Origin of the sequence: Kitasatospora sp. HUAS MG31, from assembly GCF_040571325.1 — a bacterium.
Classification (GTDB): domain Bacteria; phylum Actinomycetota; class Actinomycetes; order Streptomycetales; family Streptomycetaceae; genus Kitasatospora; species Kitasatospora camelliae.
Genome location: NZ_CP159872.1, coordinates 6516416 through 6534047, shown reverse-complemented (window position 1 = coordinate 6534047; position 17632 = coordinate 6516416). Strand labels below are relative to the sequence as shown.

Sequence of the window (17632 nt, the reverse complement as noted above, 5' to 3'; positions counted from 1 at the left end):
CTGCTGGAGTGGGAGGGAGCGCAAGAGGAGGCCGGGCCGTGATCCCGATGAAGGACGTGGTGGTACTGCTCCCCGGGATCAGCGGGAGCGTGTTGAAGGCCGGTGACCGCGACCTGTGGGCGATGTCCGCCGGCGCGGTCGGCCGGGCCCTGCTCGACCGGGACGGCGCGGTCCGCCGGCTCACCCTGAGCGAGCCGGACGACCCCGACCGGGAGGTGCTGGCCGACGGGATCCGCGCCACCGCGCTGATGCCCGACCTGCACCTGCTCCCCGGCCTGGACTGGCGGATCGACGGCTACGGCCGGATCGACCAGGTCCTGCGGTCCACCTTCGACCTGCGGCCGGGCGCCAACTACTTCCCGTTCCCGTACGACTGGCGCCGGGACAACCGGGTGCACGCCCGGCGGCTGGCCCGGGAGAGCCGGCGGTGGCTGGCCGCCTGGCGGGAGTCCTCGGGCGCCGCGGACGCCCGGCTGGTGCTGATCGGGCACTCGATGGGCGGGCTGGTCGCCCGGTACTTCCTGGAGTGCTGCGAGGGCTGGCGCGACACCCGCGCCCTGATCACCTTCGGCACCCCGTACACCGGCTCGGTCAACGCCCTGCGGTTCCTGGTGAACGGGTACACCAAGAAGCTGGGGCCGCTGCCGCTGGCGGACCTGACCGGGGCGCTGCGCAGCTTCACCTCGACGTACCAGCTGCTGCCGACCTTCCGGTGTGTGGACAACGGCGGCCCCGAGCTGGACCGGCTGCGCGACCTGCCGCTGTTCCCCGACTGGGACGCGGGGAAGTTCGCGGCCGCGGTCTCCTTCCACGAGGAGATCGAGGAGGCGGTCCGGGCGCACCGGGCGAGCGACTACGAGGGCACCGGCGGGTACACGATCCGGCCGGTGGTCGGGGAGTTCCAGTCCACCGCCCAGTCGGCCGCGCCGGAGGGCGGCCGACTGCGGGTGATGGACTCCTGGCGGGGCGTGGACCAGGACGGCGACGGCACGGTGCCCCGGCTGTCCTCCTTCCCGAAGGAGCTGTTCGACAGCCAGCACAACGTCATGTTCGCCAACCAGAAGCACGGTTCGCTGCAGAACGACGACGCGGTGCTGACCCAGGTGCACGGGCTGCTGAAGGGCGCGGAGGTGCCGCGGAACTACCTGGCCGGGCTGGTCCGGGTGGGCCTGCGGGTCGACGAGGTGCACCTGGCGGGCGAGCCGCCGGTGCTCCAGGTGCGCTGCGACCTGGAGGAGACGGCGCTGTCCTGCGCGGTGGCGGACGCGGCCTCCGGGCGGACGGTGGTCAGGGTGCCGGTGGTGGTGGCGGACGGCGGGTGGCAGGGCGTGGAGGTCCCGCCGCTGCCGGCCGGGGACTACCGGGTGACGGTGGGCGGCGGTGCCGGGGTGGCCTCGGTGACCGAGGTGTTCACGGTGCTGGGTGAGGAGCCGGCGCTCAGCCCATCGGGGTGATCCCGGCCGCCCGGAGGTCCCGGATCGGCCAGCGGCGCAGCAGTGTGGTGTCGCCGGTGGCGGCCTGCCCGGCCTCGTACCGGGAGACGATGCCGGCGGCGCGGCGGACGGCCCGCTCGAAGCCGCCGGCCACGGTGGTGTCCAGGTGGGACCAGGTGCCGAGGTCGGGCCAGTCCTCCCAGCCGACCAGCGCGTGGCCGGGGACCAGGACGATCTCCGGGCGGAGCGAGAGGTTCTCCAACAGGCTGGCCAGGAGCACGGTGCCGTCCAGGCAGTTGCCGACGCCGTTCCGCAGGCTCTCCCGGGGGAGCCGGACCCGCTGGCCGGCGGCGCCCTCCTCCGGGTTGAAGGCGATGGCGGAGTTGACGTAGGTCAGGCCGAGGTCCTCGGCCACCGCCTCGTACACCGCCCTGACCTGGGCCTCGACCGCCTCCCGGGTGCCCTGGTAGCCCATCAGCCGCCGTTCGGGGTGGCGGTCGGCGACCCGGCGGGTGAACTCCACCACCTCGGGGGCGTGCGGGGTGACGAAGGCGCCCAGGTAGCGGGTGAGGTCGGTCATCGCGCCGGTGGCGGGGTCGAGGGTCTGGAAGGGAGCGGTGTCGCGGGCGAGCAGCCAGATCGGGGTGGTGCGGTGCACCTCGGTGCGCGGGCCGTCGAGGTCCTCGACCTGGAGGCCGAGGGTGGCGCGGGTGAGTTCGGTGACGGCGGCCAGGGCGGCCGGGTGGAAGGTGGGCAGCAGGTCGACGGTCCGGGCCTCGGCGGTGTCCAGCTCCACGGTCTCCACGGCGGTGGCGGAGTAGCCGTCCACCGCGCAGCTGACCCGCAGCCGGCGGGTCTCCTTCGGCCGGTAGCGCCGCAGGGTCACGCTGACCAGCGGGTTGAGCCGGGCCTCCAGCAGGTGACAGAAGGCGGTGGGGAGGTGCCGCATCCGGATGCGTTCGACCACGCCGATCCCGGTGGAGGCCGGGCCCAGGGTGTCGCCGGACGGGCGGGTGTCCAGGACCACCGCCTCGCCGGTGCGGGCGGCGGCGCTGCGGCCGGCGAGGTCGGCGAGCTCCCGCTCGGCCGCGACCAGGTCGTCCAGGCCGCTCCCGCCGTCGTCCGACGCGAAGGCCTCCTGGCGGAGCCGGGCGGCGCGGATCCGGGCGTCGTACTCGCGGCGGCGCAGCTCGACCTCGTCGGTCATGGCGGTGGGGCGGCGATGGTGGCAGCGGGGACGAAGCGGGAGGTCGGCGAGCCGTACAGGCAGTAGAACAGCCAGGACGGGTCCTCGGCGTCGTGCTGGGCGAAGTCCTGCTTGGTGAGCCGCAGCGCCTCGCCGACGGCCAGTTCGTCCTCCAGCAGGTGGCGGTAGAAGACGGTGGCGAAGCGGAGGGCCATCACCTTGCCGACGGGGGCGATGGAGCCGATGAAGGCGGAGGCGCCGCGGTCGAAGAAGGCCACGCCGAGGCCCCGGGTGATGGTCACCTCCTGGTCGCCGCCGGCGGTCGCGGCCGAGGAGCAGGCGTTGCCGAAGACCAGCGGGCCGGGCGGCACGAACCGCATCGCTCTGGCCGTACCGACGTCCACGTTGCTGAACAGGTCCTCCTCGGGGTCGAGCCGCAGGCAGGGCTCCCCGGACTCGTCCAGCGCGCCGTGGCAGGTGATGTGGATCAGGTCGGCGCAGTCGGCGTTCTTGATGTCCTGGATGGTGGGGTAGTCCTCCGCGCCGTGGGGCGGGAAGAGCCGCAGGTCGCCACCGGCCTTCTCGACCGCCCGCAGCGAGCCGCTCCACTCCGTGTAGTCGGCGCCGTCCACGGCGTCGATGACCTCCCGGCCGAGGAAGCTGCGGGCGTTGCGGACCGGGTGCCGGGCGGCCTCGCCGACCGGGCCGTTGGGGACGATCGGCATCCGGGCGATCCGGCAGCTCACCGCCAGCCACTCGGTGCCGTCGTTGAGCAGCTCCCAGGGGATCCACTCCAGGCCCTCGTGGGCGTGGACCAGGATCTCGGGCGGCCCGTCGCTCTCCCGCAGGGCCTCCGCGACCGCGGCCCGGACGCCTTCCGGGACGAGGTTGTCCCAGTACCCGACGGCCTTGGTGTGCAGGGCGGCCAGCGCGATCGGGCCGCTGCCGGCGCCGATCCGGCCACCGACCTCGCGCAGGTTGCGCTCCACCCCCTCGCGGACCTTCGAGCCGCCCAGCTTGGGCATGGTGGTCAGCGGCACGTCGTGCCAGGTCCCGTTGCGCAGCACGTAGAACTGGGCGAACTCGTCGGTGGTCCCGGCGGGCAGCACGAGCAGTTGCACGGATCCGGTCATGGCGGGCCGCCCTCGGAGAACTGGCGGGCGGCCGTGGCCAGCCGGGCCCGGAGGGTGGGCGGGACGGCGTCCCCGAGGGAGTGCGCCACCACCGTCGCCGCCTCGATGGCGCCGCGGACCACCACACGGTCGGGGTGGCCGGTGTCGGCCTCCCGCCGGAGGAAGTCCGCCTGGGTCGCCAGGAAGTCCACCGCCGCGCCGCTCGCCCGGTCCGGGCCGACGGTGCCGGCCTCGCTGGCGAGGTCGTCCAGGAGAACGGCGACCGCGTCGACCAGTCCGCCGCGGGCCACCCCGGGCCGGGAGGAGCGGACCCGGCGCTCCAGGGCCTCCTCCACCCCGCGCTGGTACCTCACCCGCTGCTCCAGGGACTCCTCCACCCGCCCCGGCACCCGGCGCTGCTCCAGGGTGTAGCTGACGGCCCGGCTGTTGCGCAGCTGGCCGGTGTAGTACTCGTACTCCAGTTCCTCGGGGGTCAGCTCCGCGGGGGCGGCGGGCAGGGCGTCGGCGGCGTCCAGCGCGGGGAGGCGGTTGAGGTGGAAGGTCAGCCGGCCGAGGAAGCCGGCGGGCTTGCCGAGTTCCTCGCCCTCCAGCAGGTTCACCCGGCCGGCGCTGGTGAGCTCGGCGAGCCGGTCGGGTCCGGGCGAGGGGCCGACCCACCAGAGCTCGCCGGGCCAGTCGGCCAGCCAGCGGTCCAGGGCCTGCGGCGGGTCGGCGGGCTCGTGGCCGACGACGATCAGGCCGTCCGGCGGGTACGCGCCGAGCAGCGCGTCGGCCTCGGCCAGGGCGGAGACGGTGGTCTCCTCCCCCATCGGCAGCATGCCCCGGGCGAGGTCGCCGGCCAGCTTGACCACGGCCACCGGCGGCGCGGGGGCGGGCGGGACGGCGGGGCGCGGGGCGGCGCCCGGCTCGCGCGGGGCGAGCACCTCGAAGTCGGTGTCGCGCCGCATCCCCGTGCTCTCCAGGGCCTGTTCGAGCAGGGTGTCCACCTGGGTGGTGAGCAGCCGGGTGACGTGCGAGGAGACGACCAGTTCGGCCAGGTCCCGGTAGAAGAGCGGCACCGGTACGGACCGCAGGAACGGCTCCAGGACGGCGTACCGCTGCATCGGGGAGTGGTCCTGCAGCCAGGCGTCGAAGGCGACGGCGACCTCGTGGTCGGAGGAGTCGGGCCAGTTCCTGGGAAGCTTCTCCAGCAGGGTGCGCCCGCGGCGGGTGAGCCGGGTGAAGACCTTCCGCCCGATGGCCGCGAGGCTGGGTACGCCGATGTCGGGGGCGACCAGGGCGCCGAGGAGGACCGGGAAGGGCCGGGGCGGGACCTCGTCGCGGGCCCGGGCCATCAGGTCCGCCAGTCGGCGGATCTTCCTGTTCTCGGCTTCGCTGATCATGACCGGCCCACCTCGGAACTCCCCTCCCTCCAGGTTGCGTCGGCGGCTGAGCCACCGCCACCCCTTGCGGCGGGCACGGCGTTCCGGCCTTCGTTCCGCCCTTGTTCCGGCCGTCGGCGTCGTCACGGACCGCAGTGGGAGCGGGGTGCCCGGACACGGATCGTCACCCCGGCGGGCGGCGGGGACCGGACGTGCCGTCACCTGCGGCGCGCTCCGGCCGGCGGGCGGGCCCTCGGCCTCCGGGCGGACCGGCCTCCGGGCGGACCGGTCGGGAGGTGGCGACCGGGGCCCGGTAGCGTCGGGGCGACCCGAAGGAGACGGCGTGACCTCCCCCTACCTGTTCGATCCGGCGTGGGCCGACGAGTACGCGCGACTGACCGCCCTTGAGCAGGTGTACGACGGCCCGACCGGGGACCTGTTCCGGCTGCTCGGCGTCGCCGAGGGCTGGGACTGCCTGGAGGTCGGCTGCGGGGCCGGCAGCACCGCCCGGCAGTTGGCCGGCCTGGTGGGCCCCTCCGGGACGGTGCTGGCGACCGATCTGGACACCCGGTTCGCCGAGGGCCACGGCCTGCCGAACCTCCGGCTGCGCCGGCACGACCTGCTGGCCGACCCGCTGCCGGAGGCCGCCTTCGACCTGGCACACGCCCGCGCCGTCGTCGAGCACCTGCCGCGGCGGGAGGAGGCCCTGCGCCGGATGGCGGCGGCGGTCCGCCCCGGCGGCTGGGTGCTGGTGGAGGACTTCGACATCGAGGGGCCGATGGCCGAGGCGGTCGCCCGGTACTGGCCCGCCGGGCACACCGTGCTGGCCGGGCGGCTGTACCGGGCGCTGGAGGCGGCCTTCGGCGGGGCCGGCGTCGACACCGGGTTCGGCCGCCGGCTGCCGGAGGCGCTGGAGCGGGTCGGGCTGACCGCGGTCGGCGGCCGGATCCACGCCCCGCTGCTGTCCGGCGGTTCGCCGTTCATCCCGCTGACCCTGCGCCGCCTCCGGCCGCGGCTGCTCGCCACCGGCCTGCTGGACGCCCCCGAACTCGACGCGGCGGTCGCCCTGATCGAGCGGCAGGACGTCCGCTACGCCCCCAACTTCATGGTCGGCGCCTGGGGCCGCCGGCCCACGCCCTGAGCCCGGCGGCACCCGCCCGGGTCAGGCGGTGATCCGGTCGCTCTCCGGGATGACCGGGGTGACGCCCGGGTGCCCCGGTCCGTTGGAGTCACCGGCCGTGAACATGAAGGCCCGTCACCTGCCACCGTGCCCGATCCGCCGAACCCGGCCCGGCCCCGCGGCGCCCTTCTCGTACGATCCGACACCCCGGCCTGCTCAGTCGGGGAGCAGCAGGTTGACGTCGCCGAACTCGTGCCACAGGTAGCGGTGGCGCAGCGCCTCCCGGTAGCAGCGTTCCAGCAGCGGGCGGCCGGCCACCGCCTCCAGCATCAGCAGGTGGGAGGCCTGCGGTTCGTGCCAGCCGGTCAGCAGGCCGTCCACCGTCCGCACCCCGCGCTCGGGGGTGATCACCAGCTCGGTCCAGCCGTCGGCGGCGCACAGGCGGCCGTCCGGGCCGGTGGCCGACTCCAGCGCCCGGACCGCCGTGGTGCCGACCGCGATCACCCGGCCGCCCTCCGCCCTGATGTGGCCGACCAGGCGGGCGGTCGGCCCCGGCACCCGGTACCGCTCGGCGTACGGCGGCTCGTGGGCCTCCGGCGAGGCCACCCCGGTGTGCAGGGTGATCGGCGCGACCAGCACCCCGCGGGCGGCCAGCCGGGCCACCGTCCGGGCGGTGAACGGCCGGGCGGCGCTGGGCATCTCGCTGCTGCCCGGCTCGGCGGCGAACACCGTCTGGTACGCCTCGATCGGCCAGTCCCGGTCGGTGTAGCCGTACCGGATCGCCCGGCCGTGACGGGCCAGGTAGGCGATCAGGCGGCTGGGGTTCCCGGGGTCGGTGGGGCTCGGCGGGACAGCGGGGCTCAGCGGGGCGGCGGGGTTCGGCGGGGCGGCGGGCAGGTGGAGGCGGGCGTACCAGAGGCGCGGGGTGAAGGGCGCGGTCAGCTCGGCGCGGGCTCCGCCGGGGAGGGTGACGGTCAGTCCCGGGCGGGCCGGGGAGGTGCCGGGCGGGTAGGACGCGGCGGCGCCGGAGGTCGGGCGGCGCAGCTCGACCAGGTGGTGGCCGCGCGGATCCGGGTGGGCGGTGGAGAGGTGGACGGCGACCGGGGTGCCGTCCGGCAGCCGGCCGGACAGGGCGGCGGGGAGGGTGGCCGAGTTGTTGACCACCAGCAGGTCGCCGGGGCGCAGCAGGTCCGGGAGGTCGGCGAAGCGGTGGTGTTCGGTGGTCGGCCCGTCGCGGCGGCCGACCAGCATCCGGATGCCGTCGCGGGCCAGCCCGCGGGCCTCCGCCGGGGCGCGGGCGGACAGCTCCGGCGGGACGGTGAACTCCAGCGCGGCGTCGGCGTCCATGGTGGTCGTGGACGTGCCGGTCATCTCAGGCCCCGGTCCGGACGAGCGCCGCGGGCCTGAGGTCGGCGGCCCGGTACCGTCCGGAGGCCGGGCGGTCACGGAGCAGCGCGCGCAGCGCGGGGACGACGGTGGCGGGCAGCGGCCGGTCGGAGATGTCCTCGCCGGGGAAGGCCTCCTGGTGCATCCGGGTCCGCATGTCGCCGGGGTCGACCGCCCAGACCGCGAGGTCGGGTTCCTCGGCGGCGAGCACCGCGGAGGCGTGGTCCAGGGCGGCCTTGGACGCCCCGTACCCGCCCCAGCCGGCGTACGCCTCGACGGCCGCGTCGGAGCTGAGGTTGAGCACGGCGCCGCGGCGGGCGCGCAGCTGGGGCAGCAGGAGCTGGGTGAGCGCGATCGGGGCGAGGACGTTCACCTCGAAGGTCTCCAGCAGGCCGGGCAGCGGGAAGTCGGCGAGGGCGGGCATCGGGGCGCCGCCGAGGTCGTAGCCGGCGAGCGTGGAGGCGTTGTTCACCAGCAGGTCGACGCCGCCGAGCCGGGCGGCCTCGGCGGCGAGCAGCTCGCGGTGGCCGTCGTCCACGATGGAGCCGGCGGCGGCGACCACGGTGGTGAGGGCGGACAGCTCGCCGCGGGCGGCCTCGATGCCGGCGGCGCCGCGGGCGGTGATCACCAGCTGCCAGCCGTCGGTGGCGAGGGAGCGGGCGAGTTCGAGGCCGAGGCCGCGGGAGGCGCCGGTGATCAGGGCGACGGGCGTGGCGGGGATCGGTGTGTTCTCCATACCCCGACCCTCCCTCCGCACCCCCGCCTCCCGGATCGGCCACCGGCCCGTCCCCGGCCGGGCACTTCGCCCTACGCCCACGGGCTTAGGTCGGCCTTGGGGCTTGTCCGACCATGCGCGTCACGTCCTTCGGTCGGCGGCTTCCGGTCGTGGGGGGTGGCTGCGATGGTGGGGGCGGGACGAGGCGAAGGGGTGTGCGATGACGACCGGTGAGCTGCTGACGGTGGACCAGGCGATCGTGCGGATGGAGGAGTTGGCCGCCGCCCTGCCCCCGCGGGACGGGGTGGCCGTGTTCAACCGGATGTACCTGAAGGTGACCGTGCTGGTGCGGGAGCGGCTGGCCGGGGCCTACTTCGACGATCCGGCCGCCCTCGCGGAGCTGGACGCGGTGTTCGCCGCCCGCTTCCTGGCCGCGGTGGACGCCGACCGGGCCGGCCACCGGGTCGCCGCCTGCTGGCGGCCGCTGTTCGAGCTGCGCGACCGTCCGGGGATCCATCCGCTGCAGTTCGCCTTGGCGGGCATGAACGCGCACATCGAGAACGACCTGCCGCTCGCCGTCCTGGAGACCTGCTCCCGGCTCGGCCGCCGACCCGCCGCCCTGGCCGCCGACTACCAGCGGATCAACGACCTGCTCGCCCAGGTCGAGGACGAGGTCCGCGACGAGCTCCTGCCCGGCCCCGAGGAGCTGCAGCTGGCCGACCCGCTGCTGCACGTGATCGGCGTCTGGAGCATCGACAAGGCCCGCGACGCCGCCTGGGCCAGCGTGCTGGCCCTCTGGGAGCTGCGCGGGCTGCGCCTGGCGTACGACGCGGTGGCCTCCGCCCTCGCCGGTTCGGTCGGCATGGTCGGCCGCGCCCTGCTCACGCCGCTCGACGGCGCGGGGGCACCCGGCCGGGGCTGAACGGCGGGCAGACGGGCAGGCGTGCCGCAGCCGGTGCCGCGTGGGGTGGTCACGGGGACGGGCGCGGGGTGGGGCAGGCTGGGGTGCCCGGCGGTTCGACGGGCGCGGACGCGGCGGTGGAGGAGGTGCACGATGACCGGCGAGTGGACGGCCGCGCTGGCGCTGGGGCTGGTGGTGCTGGTCGGCTCGTCGGTGCAGCGGATGGCGGGGATCGGTTTCGCGCTGGTGTCGGCGCCGGCGCTGGTCCTGCTGCTGGCCCCGGCGACCGGCGTGGCGCTGTCGAACTGCGCGGCCGGGGCGATCAGCCTGATCGGGCTGGCCACCACGTGGCGGCGGGTGCGGCTGGGGGCGATGCTGCCGCTGGTGCTGGCCGCCGCGGTGACGGTGCCGCTGGGGGCGTGGGTGGCGGCGCGGCTGCCGGAGCCGGTGCTGCTGGTGGGCATGGGGTCGGTGGTGACCGCGGCGGTGCTGCTGGTGCTGCTGGGGACCCGGGTGCCGGCGCTGAGCGGCCGCGGCGGGGCGGTCGCCGCGGGGGCGGCCAGCGGGTTCATGAACGCCTCGGCGGGCGTGGGCGGCCCGGCGATCTCGCTGTACGCGGTGAACGCCGGCTGGACGGTCCGCGAGTTCGTGCCGAACGCCCAGTTCTACGGGTTCCTGGTGAACGTGTTCTCGGTGAGCGCCAAGGGGCTGCCGCAGCTGTCCGGTCCGGCGTGGGCGCTGGCCGGGGCAGGGGTGGCGGTGGGGACGGTGGTCGGGGCGGCGCTGGGCGCGCGGACGCCGGAGCGCCCGGCCCGGCGGATCGTCCTGCTGCTGGCGCTGGCCGGCGGGGTGGTCACGGCCGTGAAGGGCCTGGCGGAACTCTGAGGGACCCCTCTGAGGTACCGGTCCGAGGTACCGGTCCGAGGTACCGGAGAGGCCGGCCGGCCCCCGCGGAGGGGAGCCGGCCGGCCTTTCCGATGCCCTTGGGGCTGTGCCCGGGAGGGGTCAGGCCCAGCTGGAGTGCAGCGGCTTGCCCTCGGCGTAGCCGGCCGCGCTCTGGACGCCGATGATCGCGTTCTCGCGGAACTCCTCCAGCGAGGAGGCGCCGGCGTAGGTGCAGGAGCTGCGGACGCCCGCGATGATCGAGTCGATCAGGTCCTCGACGCCCGGGCGGGCCGGGTCGATGAACATCCGCGAGGTGGAGATGCCCTCCTCGAACAGGCCCTTGCGGGCGCGGTCGTAGGCCGACTCCTCCGAGGTGCGGTTGCGCACCGCGCGGGCGGAGGCCATGCCGAAGCTCTCCTTGTACTGGCGGCCGTCGGCGGTGGTCTGCAGGTCGCCCGGGGACTCCAGGGTGCCGGCGAACCAGGAGCCGATCATCACGTTGGAGGCGCCGGCGGCCAGCGCCATCGCCACGTCCCGCGGGTGGCGGACGCCGCCGTCGGCCCAGACGTGCTTGCCCAGGCGGCGGGCCTCGGCGGCGCACTCCAGGACGGCGGAGAACTGCGGGCGGCCGACACCGGTCATCATCCGGGTGGTGCACATCGCGCCCGGGCCGACACCGACCTTGAGGATGTCCGCGCCGGCCTCGACCAGGTCGCGCACGCCGTCGGCGGCGACCACGTTGCCCGCGACGATCGGCACCTGCGGGTCGAGCCCGCGGACCGCCTGCAGGGCGCTGATCATCGACTCCTGGTGGCCGTGCGCGGTGTCCACCACCAGCACGTCGGCGCCGGCCTCGATCAGCGCCTTGGCCTTGCCGGCCACGTCGCCGTTGATGCCGACGGTGGCGGCGATCCGCAGCTTGCCCGCGGCGTCGGTGTTGGGGGTGTAGAGGGTGGCGCGCAGCGCGTTCTTGCGGGTCAGGAGGCCGACCAGGGCGCCCTGGGCGTCGACCACGGGGGCGAGCTTGCGGTGGCCCTCGTTGAGCCGGTCGAAGGCGGCGCGCGGGTCGATGTCCTGGTCCAGCAGCAGCAGGTCGCGGGACATCACCTCGGAGAGGCTGGTGAACCGGTCCACGCCCTGGCAGTCGTGCTCGGTGACCACGCCGACCGGCTTGCCGCCCTCGACCACCACCAGCGCGCCGTGGGCACGCTTGGGCAGCAGGGAGAGGGCGTCGGCGACGGTGTCGCCCGGGGCCAGGGTGAGCGCGGTGTCGTGCACCAGGTGGCGCTGCTTCACCCAGCCGATGACCTCGGAGACGACCTCGATCGGGATGTCCTGGGGGATGGCGACCAGGCCGCCGCGGCGGGCCACGGTCTCGGCCATCCGGCGGCCGGCGATGGCGGTCATGTTGGCGACGACCAGCGGGATGGTGGTGCCGGTGCCGTCGTGCGAGGAGAGGTCGACGCCCTGCCGGGAGCCCACGGCGGAACGGCTGGGGACCATGAAGACGTCGTCGTACGTCAGGTCGTACGCGGGCTTGAGGTCGTTCAGGAAGCGCATGAAGGGGGCTCTCTGGCTGGGGAAACGTACACCTCGGGCGCGGTTGCGGCGATGCCGCGGGGCGCTCTCGGGCGCCCCGCACCCAACGTTCAATACTCCGTCATACCCACGTTCGAAGCCAGTTCACGCCGAAGGATTGAAGATCCACACAAGGGCGGGGGCGAGGACGCCCCGGACGATTGGAGGATCCTACGAGAGCACTACAGGGCCGCCTGCCGGCAGCCCTCGGCGAGGAACTCCCGCAGGGCCGGACGGTCGGCCAGCTCGCTCATCGGGCGGGCCGCACCGAACGGCGCGTTCCAGAACGGGCCGGTGCGCGGGGTGTGCGGGCCGACGTACGCGTACGGGGCGGAGCTGTACGCGTCGCCCGGGGAGACGCCGTAGTTCACGCCGTCCACGGTGACGCCGATGTCGAAGTGCTCGGGCCAGATCACCGGGTCCGCCCCCGGGAACAGCTCGCGCAGGACGGCGTCCGCGGCGGCGAAGCAGCCGGCGATCAGCTCGGCCGCGACCGGGTCGGCGTCCACCGCGTCCTGGGGCGACGCACCCGAGCCGTCCCCGTACAGGCCGGCCGGCGCACCCGGCTCGACGCCGACGGCGGCGGCCAGCTCGGCACAGGTGGTGGCGCGCAGCGGCAGGCGGCGACCCGCACCCATCAGCTCGGCGCCCACCACCTGCAGGCGGGGTTCCAGCCGGGTGGCGAAGCCTCCGGGGTGGGCGCGCAGCCGGATGGTGCCGCTGGCCCGGTACTGCGGGCCGGCGAGCAGCAGTTCGGCGACGGCGTGCAGCGCACGGCGGGTGCTGACGAGCGACGAGCTGTCCATGACGGCATCGTCTCGCGCCGGGCGGGTGAACGGGGGCGCGACGCGCGACGGGGGTGAGGGTGTGGGGGTGTGGGGGGCGTGGTTGAGGCGGGCGTCCGGTCCGCTGCGCGGGGGGCGGGCTCGGTTGCGAGGGGCCGCCCGGGGTGCGGGGGCTGGGTGGAGCGGGAGTGCCGGCGCGGTGCCTTCCGGTTCGCGCAGTTCTCCCCCAGCCTTGGCGGCTGGGAGGTGCCCCCGAGGTGCCCCCACGCGCCCCTGAGGTGTACCCGAGTGCTAGGGGTGGGGGTCAGGACGGGGTGAGGCGGAGGTTGGCGGCTGGGGTGGGGGTGTCGGGGGTGGTGGCGATGATGCGGCCGTCGGGGAGGAGGACGGTGGTGGTGGGGCCGTGGCCGCGGAGGCGGATGGCGTCCGGGGTGGTGGCGGGGAGGAGCAGGCGGGCGACGGGGGACGCGGAGCCGTTGGTGCCCAGGTCGAGCCGGACGGAGGCGTCCGGCTGCGGGAGAGCCAGGCCGTGCCATTCGGCGTCGGTGAGCAGGAGCGGGGCGGGGCCGCCCGGCAGGGTGCGGTCGTTCTCGCCGTGGGAGCCGTGCCAGCGGACCCGGTAGCCGTCGGCGGGTGTGCCGGTCAGGGTGACCGCCGCGCCGTGGGCGGTCAGCCCGTGGACCTGGTCGCGCGCGGGGTCCAGCGGGTGGCGGGAGCGCAGCTCCCAGCCGGGGAGGTCCCAGCGCCAGAGCTCCAGCAGCCGCCCGGTGGCGACCACCGCGGAGCAGGAGGTGGCGGTCCGGGCGATCGGACCGGCCAGCCGGGATTCGGCGCCGAGTTCGCGCCAGACCACGGTCGGCCGTTCGGCGGTGGTGTCGAGGACGGCGATGCCGTCGCCGTCCGCGGTGATCAGCGTCCGGCCGTCGAAGGAGCCGGCGAGCCAGTCGGCCCGGATGGTGGCCCAGCGGCGGACCTTGCGGGTGGCGAGGTCGAGGCGGGCGACCTCGCAGCTGGCGCCGTACCGGGCCACCAGCAGTGCCACCGAGCCGTGGTCGGCCGGCACCAGCCGGTCGCAGGGCGTGCCCCAGCGGGCCTTGACCCGGCCGTCCGGGCCGAGCAGCCTGACCCCGGCCTGGCCGAGGGCCACCAGGACGGCGCCGGATTCGAGCAGGGCGGCGTCGGTGGCGGGCAGCCGTCCGGGCTCGTCGTGGGCCGTGGCGACCAGCGGTCCGGAGGGCTGCGGGCCCCGGCGCGGCGGACGCAGGTCGGCGGCGGTGAGCGGGTCCGCGCGTCGGAGCAGGTCGGCGAACAGCCGGCGGTCGGCGCCGTCCCAGGAGGCGGACGGGCCGAAGCCCCGGTCGCGGACCACGGCCCGGGCGGCGGCGGTGGCCAGCTCACGGTCGAGGGCCTGGTCCGCCCCCGGGAACTCGGCCAGGGTGGCCGCCAACCGGCCGCGTTCCGCGGCGAGTTCGGGGCCGCGGCCGGTGAGCAGTGCCAGGGTGAGCGGGCGGACGGCCGCACCGGCGCCGAGGGCCGCGAGGCGCGGCAGGGCCCTGGCGCGCGGCGCTCCGCCGAGGGCGACGGCGTCCCGCAGGTCGGCGGCCACCATCGGGCGGAGTTCCTCGTCCGGCCAGGCCGCCTCCACGGCGGCGAACCGGTCGCCGGCCTCGCGGCAGTCGAGCACCCAGGCGGTCCGCAGCTCGCGGGCCGCGGCCGGGTCGGTCTCCCGCAGCCGTTCCACGGCGTGGGCGAAGGCCTTCCGGGTCCGGGCGAGCCGGACCGCGCGGTCCCGCTCGCCCGCCTGCCACCAGAGCCGGACGGCCAGTTCGGGATCGAGCTCCCGGCCCTCGGCGAGTTCGGCGGCCTGCCGGTGGCGGCCCGCCCGGGCCAGCAGGGCCACCGCCTCGGAGGGCAGGCCCAGCAGGTCGGCCAGCACGAACGCCGCCTCGGCCACCCGGCCCGCACGCTCCAACTCCTCGGCGGCGCGCCGGTAGAGCGCCCGCAGGTGCGACTGGACGTCGGGGCCGTACGCCACCATCGGCCCGCCGGAGGAGGCGAACGGGCTGGGGTCGAGCGGACCGAGCCGGCGCTGCGGTACGCCGAGGCTGAGCCAGCCCGGCGTGCCGGCGCCGGAGGCCATGCCGACCGCGTCGCGCAGCGCGTCCTCCCAGCGGCGCTGCTCGAACGCCTCGGTGAGCCGCCGCAGGTACCGGGCGTGCCGACCGCCCAGCACCGGACCGGCCGGGCTGCGCAGCGCCAACGCCGAGAAGCGGGTGCGCAGTTCGGCCCAGCGGTCCCGGACGCGAGGGGCCTGGCGGCCGGTCGCCCGTCCGCCTCGGCCCAGGAGCCGGCGGAGCAGGCCGGGCGGCCGGCTTCCCGCAGGTACGGAAGGGGTCGAGGCGGGGGCGGGGGTCCGGCGAGTGGGCAGGCGCGGGCCGGCGAGCGCGCGGACCAGCCGACCGCCCATCCGCGCGGCGGCGGTGGCGAGCGCGGCAACGGCCTGACCGACCTGCCGACCGCCGCTCGCCGCACGGCGGTTCGGTGAGGTGCCGGTACCCGCCGGGGTGCCGGGCAGCACCGCGATGAGGGCGGCGAGGACGAGCATCGACAGGACGGCGACCAGGAGCTGGTGCCCGAGGAACCGTGAGCCCTCTTCCTGGGCCATCGTCAGGAAGGCGGCGAGGGCGAGGAGTCCGAGGATGCCGAACCACTCGCGGTACCGGGCGCTGCGGCCGCCGCCGTCCCCGGGGACGGCACCTGCGGGCTGCGGGGCCACCCCGGCCGCCGCCCGCAGGTCGGGCCCGGGCCGCTCGGGGACGTCCTCGACCGGCGGCTCCGGGTCAAAAGGGCGGCCGAGCGGCGTCAGCGGGCGGATCTCCAGCCCGGCCGCATCGAGCCACTCCTCCGGGTGGAGCGCGGGCAGGTCCGCGAGCCGGTACCGCCGGGTGGCCCCGCCGTGCAGCAGCACGACCTCGCCGGGCAGTCCGGTCTCCGCCACCCCGGCCGACCGGAGCGCCCCGGCCCGCTCCGCCAGCGGCAGGCCGGGCGCCCGGTCGGCACGCAGGTCCACCGGCGCGGCCAGGCGCAGCAGCCACCGCCCGTCCGGCAGCAGCCGCAGCTCGGCGCCCGCCCGCCAGTGCGCCAGGACGCGTCCGGCCGCCTCGGCCGGGCCGATCGCCGGTGTGTCCAGGACCAGGGCGGCGGCCCGGACCGTGCCGCGGAAGGCGCCGACCGCGGTGGTGCGGGGCGCGGGGATGCCGGTCATGCGGGGTCTCCGGAGGTGAGCGGGGTGGGACCGGGAACGGCGGCGCCGGCCCGCGAAGGCAGCTGCCCTGCCGCGGGGAGGCCGGTCATGCGCTGCCGCCGAGGGTGAGCAGGGTCGCGCCGGTGAAGGCGTCGCCGACCACGATCCGGTCACCCCGCAGCCGGGCCGCGACCAGCGGCAGGGCGGGGTGGACCAGCGGGGAACCGCCGCCGTCGGACAGCGAGCTGAGGGTACGGCTGCTGCCCGGGCGGACGCTGCGCACCAGCACGCCGTTGGCGCTTCGGGTGATCAGGGCGGCCTGCGGGCCCTGGGTGACCAGGCCCAGGACCCGGTCCCCGTCCGGGACCCGGATCTCCACGCGGGCACCGTCCGGCCGGGCCACCCACCAGTGCCGGCCGTCCTCGGACCAGGCGACACCCTCCGCGCCGTACCGACGGTGCGGTGCCGCGTCCACCTCCGCCGGGACGGGGCCGGGGTGGATCCGCGGCTGGTACGGCCAGGGGAAGGCGTCGGCGGGCGCATCCGGGCCGTCCGCGTCCGGGCCGGGTGGTGGCTCCACCGGGCCGTCGTCGCGCACCCCGCCGTCCGGGCGGATCCGCCACCAGGTGCCGGCGACCGGGCAGAGCAGGTCCGCCCCGTCCTGCAGCAGCGGCAGCAGCGGGCCGCGGAGCAGCTCGGCGAGACCGGACTCGTCCAGACCGAGCGCCGCCGGATCGAGAGGCTCGCGGGTGCCGAACGGCTTGCCGATGACGTGCGTACGCAGGCGGCCCCTGGACGCGACCAGGGTGATCAGCCGACGGCCGATCCTGGCGGCGGCGAGGGCCCCTCCCGGGAGGGTGTGGCGGGTCGGCCGGGTGGTGTGGATCCCGTGGTCGCTCGGCACCCGGGCCACCAGCAGGCGGTCCGGGGCGGTCCGGACGAGCAGGGTCCGGGACGTCCCGGTGAAGGCGGGCGCGCCGAAGTCCGGGGTGTCGGGCACCAGGACGGCGGCCGCCCCCGTGGCCCGCCGGAACTCCGCCCCGCGCAGCGCTCGGACGGCGATATCCCCGGCCGGCAAAGGAAGTTCGACACCCTGGCCGCCCACCGACACGCGGACCCGGGTGGCACCCATGGGACCCCATGCGGCGATCTCGGACACCAACGTCCGCCGCCGGGAGGGGAGTTCGGCGGCGAAATCGGGCGAGGCGAGCAGCCACGCCTCGTCGGCGGCCTCCAACGCCCCCTCGGCGCGGGCCAGATCGGCCGGGACGGGCTCCTCGTCGCGGCGTCCGCGCAGCCAGCGGGGCAGCACCTCGGTGAGCTCGCCGGTCAGCCACTGCTCCGGCGCCTCGCCGAGCACCCCGACCACCAGCTCCGAGCCGCGGGCCGCGGCACGGCGGTACAGCACCAGCAGGGCGGCCAGCTGCACCAGGCGTCCAGGACCGGCCTGGGCCGGACCGGCGTCGACCAGGGCGACGACCCGGCCGCGGTGCTCCTCGCGGCGGAACTCGGGTGAGGTGTAGAGGAGTTCACGCTCGACCAGGCGCCGCAGGAACTCCTCCGGCAGCTCCTCGGCCAGCAGCCACTCGGCCACCGCCAACCGCTCCGGCACCCCGGATCGGTCCAACCCGCCGTACCCGTCCAGGTCACCGTCGGGCGCGGTCAACGGCTCGCCGGCGGCGATCAGCGCGTCGATCCGCCGCACCAGCGGCCCGATCTCCACCGCCAGCCCGGGCGTCAGGGCCGACAGGCCCTCCGCCCACGGCTTCAGTCCGGCCGGCAGTTGCGGCGCGGCGGCTGCAGGGCTCATGTCCGCTCCTCCCCCTTCGGGTACGTGGTCTGTCGTGGGTCGGCCGCTCGGCGTACCGGCCCGGCTGCGCTCCCTGGGGTTGACCGGTTGCGCAG

Annotated in this window: 13 protein-coding genes; 4 read left to right on the top strand and 9 right to left on the bottom strand. The window is 76.2% G+C overall.

What is annotated here, in order from left to right:
• The first annotated feature begins 47 nt into the window (after positions 1-47).
• On the top strand, positions 48-1454 hold the full coding sequence (locus tag ABWK59_RS29155; RefSeq protein WP_354645141.1) for a lipase/acyltransferase domain-containing protein: 1407 nt from the start codon (positions 48-50) through the stop codon (positions 1452-1454).
• On the opposite strand, the gene ABWK59_RS29150 is transcribed toward ABWK59_RS29155, so the two are convergent.
• Genes ABWK59_RS29150 through ABWK59_RS29140 form a run of 3 tightly spaced genes read right to left on the bottom strand, consistent with a single transcriptional unit; the run spans position 1438 to position 5134 of the window.
• Entirely contained in the window at positions 1438-2640 is a 1203-nt protein-coding gene (locus ABWK59_RS29150) for a hypothetical protein (RefSeq protein ID WP_354643623.1), read from the bottom strand. The genes ABWK59_RS29155 and ABWK59_RS29150 overlap by 17 nt on opposite strands.
• Complete coding sequence (locus ABWK59_RS29145) at positions 2637-3752, bottom strand: CHAT domain-containing protein (RefSeq protein WP_354643622.1); 1116 nt, start codon at positions 3750-3752, stop codon at positions 2637-2639. Before ABWK59_RS29145 ends, ABWK59_RS29150 begins: the two co-directional genes overlap by 4 nt.
• Positions 3749-5134 (bottom strand): hypothetical protein, encoded by a 1386-nt coding sequence (locus ABWK59_RS29140; RefSeq protein ID WP_354643621.1) that lies wholly within the window; start codon positions 5132-5134, stop codon positions 3749-3751. The genes ABWK59_RS29145 and ABWK59_RS29140 overlap by 4 nt, the downstream gene beginning before the upstream one ends.
• A gap of 322 nt (positions 5135-5456) precedes the next feature.
• On the opposite strand from ABWK59_RS29140, the gene ABWK59_RS29135 reads away from it, so the two are divergent.
• On the top strand, positions 5457-6254 hold the full coding sequence (locus ABWK59_RS29135; RefSeq protein ID WP_354643620.1) for a methyltransferase domain-containing protein: 798 nt from the start codon (positions 5457-5459) through the stop codon (positions 6252-6254).
• Between the two features lie 195 nt (positions 6255-6449).
• Here ABWK59_RS29135 and ABWK59_RS29130 read toward each other — a convergent pair whose 3' ends face one another.
• Both ABWK59_RS29130 and ABWK59_RS29125 read right to left on the bottom strand, forming a co-directional pair.
• Positions 6450-7604, bottom strand: coding sequence for an S-adenosylmethionine:tRNA ribosyltransferase-isomerase (locus tag ABWK59_RS29130; RefSeq protein ID WP_354643619.1), 1155 nt, complete (start codon positions 7602-7604; stop codon positions 6450-6452).
• Position 7605: 1 nt separating this feature from the next.
• On the bottom strand, positions 7606-8355 hold the full coding sequence (locus tag ABWK59_RS29125) for an SDR family NAD(P)-dependent oxidoreductase (protein ID WP_354643618.1): 750 nt from the start codon (positions 8353-8355) through the stop codon (positions 7606-7608).
• 199 nt (positions 8356-8554) lie between these two features.
• Between ABWK59_RS29125 and ABWK59_RS29120 the strand changes: the two genes are divergently transcribed.
• The gene (locus tag ABWK59_RS29120) at positions 8555-9256 is read left to right on the top strand and encodes a DUF5995 family protein (RefSeq protein ID WP_354643617.1); all 702 of its coding nucleotides are present in this window, start codon (positions 8555-8557) and stop codon (positions 9254-9256) included.
• A 132-nt stretch (positions 9257-9388) separates the two neighbouring features.
• A complete protein-coding gene (locus ABWK59_RS29115; RefSeq protein WP_354643616.1) occupies positions 9389-10120 on the top strand; it encodes a sulfite exporter TauE/SafE family protein in 732 nt (243 codons plus the stop codon).
• 120 nt (positions 10121-10240) lie between these two features.
• Here the strand turns inward: ABWK59_RS29115 and ABWK59_RS29110 are convergent, their stop codons facing one another.
• The 4 genes from ABWK59_RS29110 to ABWK59_RS29095 form a co-directional block, all read right to left on the bottom strand.
• A complete protein-coding gene (locus ABWK59_RS29110) occupies positions 10241-11680 on the bottom strand; it encodes a GuaB1 family IMP dehydrogenase-related protein (RefSeq protein WP_354643615.1) in 1440 nt (479 codons plus the stop codon).
• Positions 11681-11880: 200 nt separating this feature from the next.
• Entirely contained in the window at positions 11881-12504 is a 624-nt protein-coding gene (locus ABWK59_RS29105; protein ID WP_354643614.1) for a hypothetical protein, read from the bottom strand.
• 283 nt (positions 12505-12787) lie between these two features.
• A complete protein-coding gene (locus ABWK59_RS29100) occupies positions 12788-15748 on the bottom strand; it encodes a bpX6 domain-containing protein (protein ID WP_354643613.1) in 2961 nt (986 codons plus the stop codon).
• 85 nt (positions 15749-15833) lie between these two features.
• Positions 15834-17537: a hypothetical protein gene (locus ABWK59_RS29095; protein WP_354643612.1), complete on the bottom strand. Its 1704-nt coding sequence runs from the start codon at positions 17535-17537 to the stop codon at positions 15834-15836.
• Positions 17538-17632: the final 95 nt, after the last annotated feature.

Excerpts from the sequence above, each read along its gene's own strand:
- ABWK59_RS29155 (WP_354645141.1), top strand. The coding sequence starts at position 48 with ATGAAGGACGTGGTGGTACTGCTCCCCGGGATCAGCGGGAGCGTGTTG.
- ABWK59_RS29150 (WP_354643623.1), bottom strand. The coding sequence starts at position 2,640 with ATGACCGACGAGGTCGAGCTGCGCCGCCGCGAGTACGACGCCCGGATC.
- ABWK59_RS29145 (WP_354643622.1), bottom strand. The coding sequence starts at position 3,752 with ATGACCGGATCCGTGCAACTGCTCGTGCTGCCCGCCGGGACCACCGAC.
- ABWK59_RS29140 (WP_354643621.1), bottom strand. The coding sequence starts at position 5,134 with ATGATCAGCGAAGCCGAGAACAGGAAGATCCGCCGACTGGCGGACCTG.
- ABWK59_RS29130 (WP_354643619.1), bottom strand. The coding sequence starts at position 7,604 with ATGACCGGCACGTCCACGACCACCATGGACGCCGACGCCGCGCTGGAG.
- ABWK59_RS29125 (WP_354643618.1), bottom strand. The coding sequence starts at position 8,355 with ATGGAGAACACACCGATCCCCGCCACGCCCGTCGCCCTGATCACCGGC.
- ABWK59_RS29120 (WP_354643617.1), top strand. The coding sequence starts at position 8,555 with ATGACGACCGGTGAGCTGCTGACGGTGGACCAGGCGATCGTGCGGATG.
- ABWK59_RS29115 (WP_354643616.1), top strand. The coding sequence starts at position 9,389 with ATGACCGGCGAGTGGACGGCCGCGCTGGCGCTGGGGCTGGTGGTGCTG.
- ABWK59_RS29110 (WP_354643615.1), bottom strand. The coding sequence starts at position 11,680 with ATGCGCTTCCTGAACGACCTCAAGCCCGCGTACGACCTGACGTACGAC.
- ABWK59_RS29105 (WP_354643614.1), bottom strand. The coding sequence starts at position 12,504 with ATGGACAGCTCGTCGCTCGTCAGCACCCGCCGTGCGCTGCACGCCGTC.
- ABWK59_RS29100 (WP_354643613.1), bottom strand. The coding sequence starts at position 15,748 with ATGACCGGCATCCCCGCGCCCCGCACCACCGCGGTCGGCGCCTTCCGC.
- ABWK59_RS29095 (WP_354643612.1), bottom strand. The coding sequence starts at position 17,537 with ATGAGCCCTGCAGCCGCCGCGCCGCAACTGCCGGCCGGACTGAAGCCG.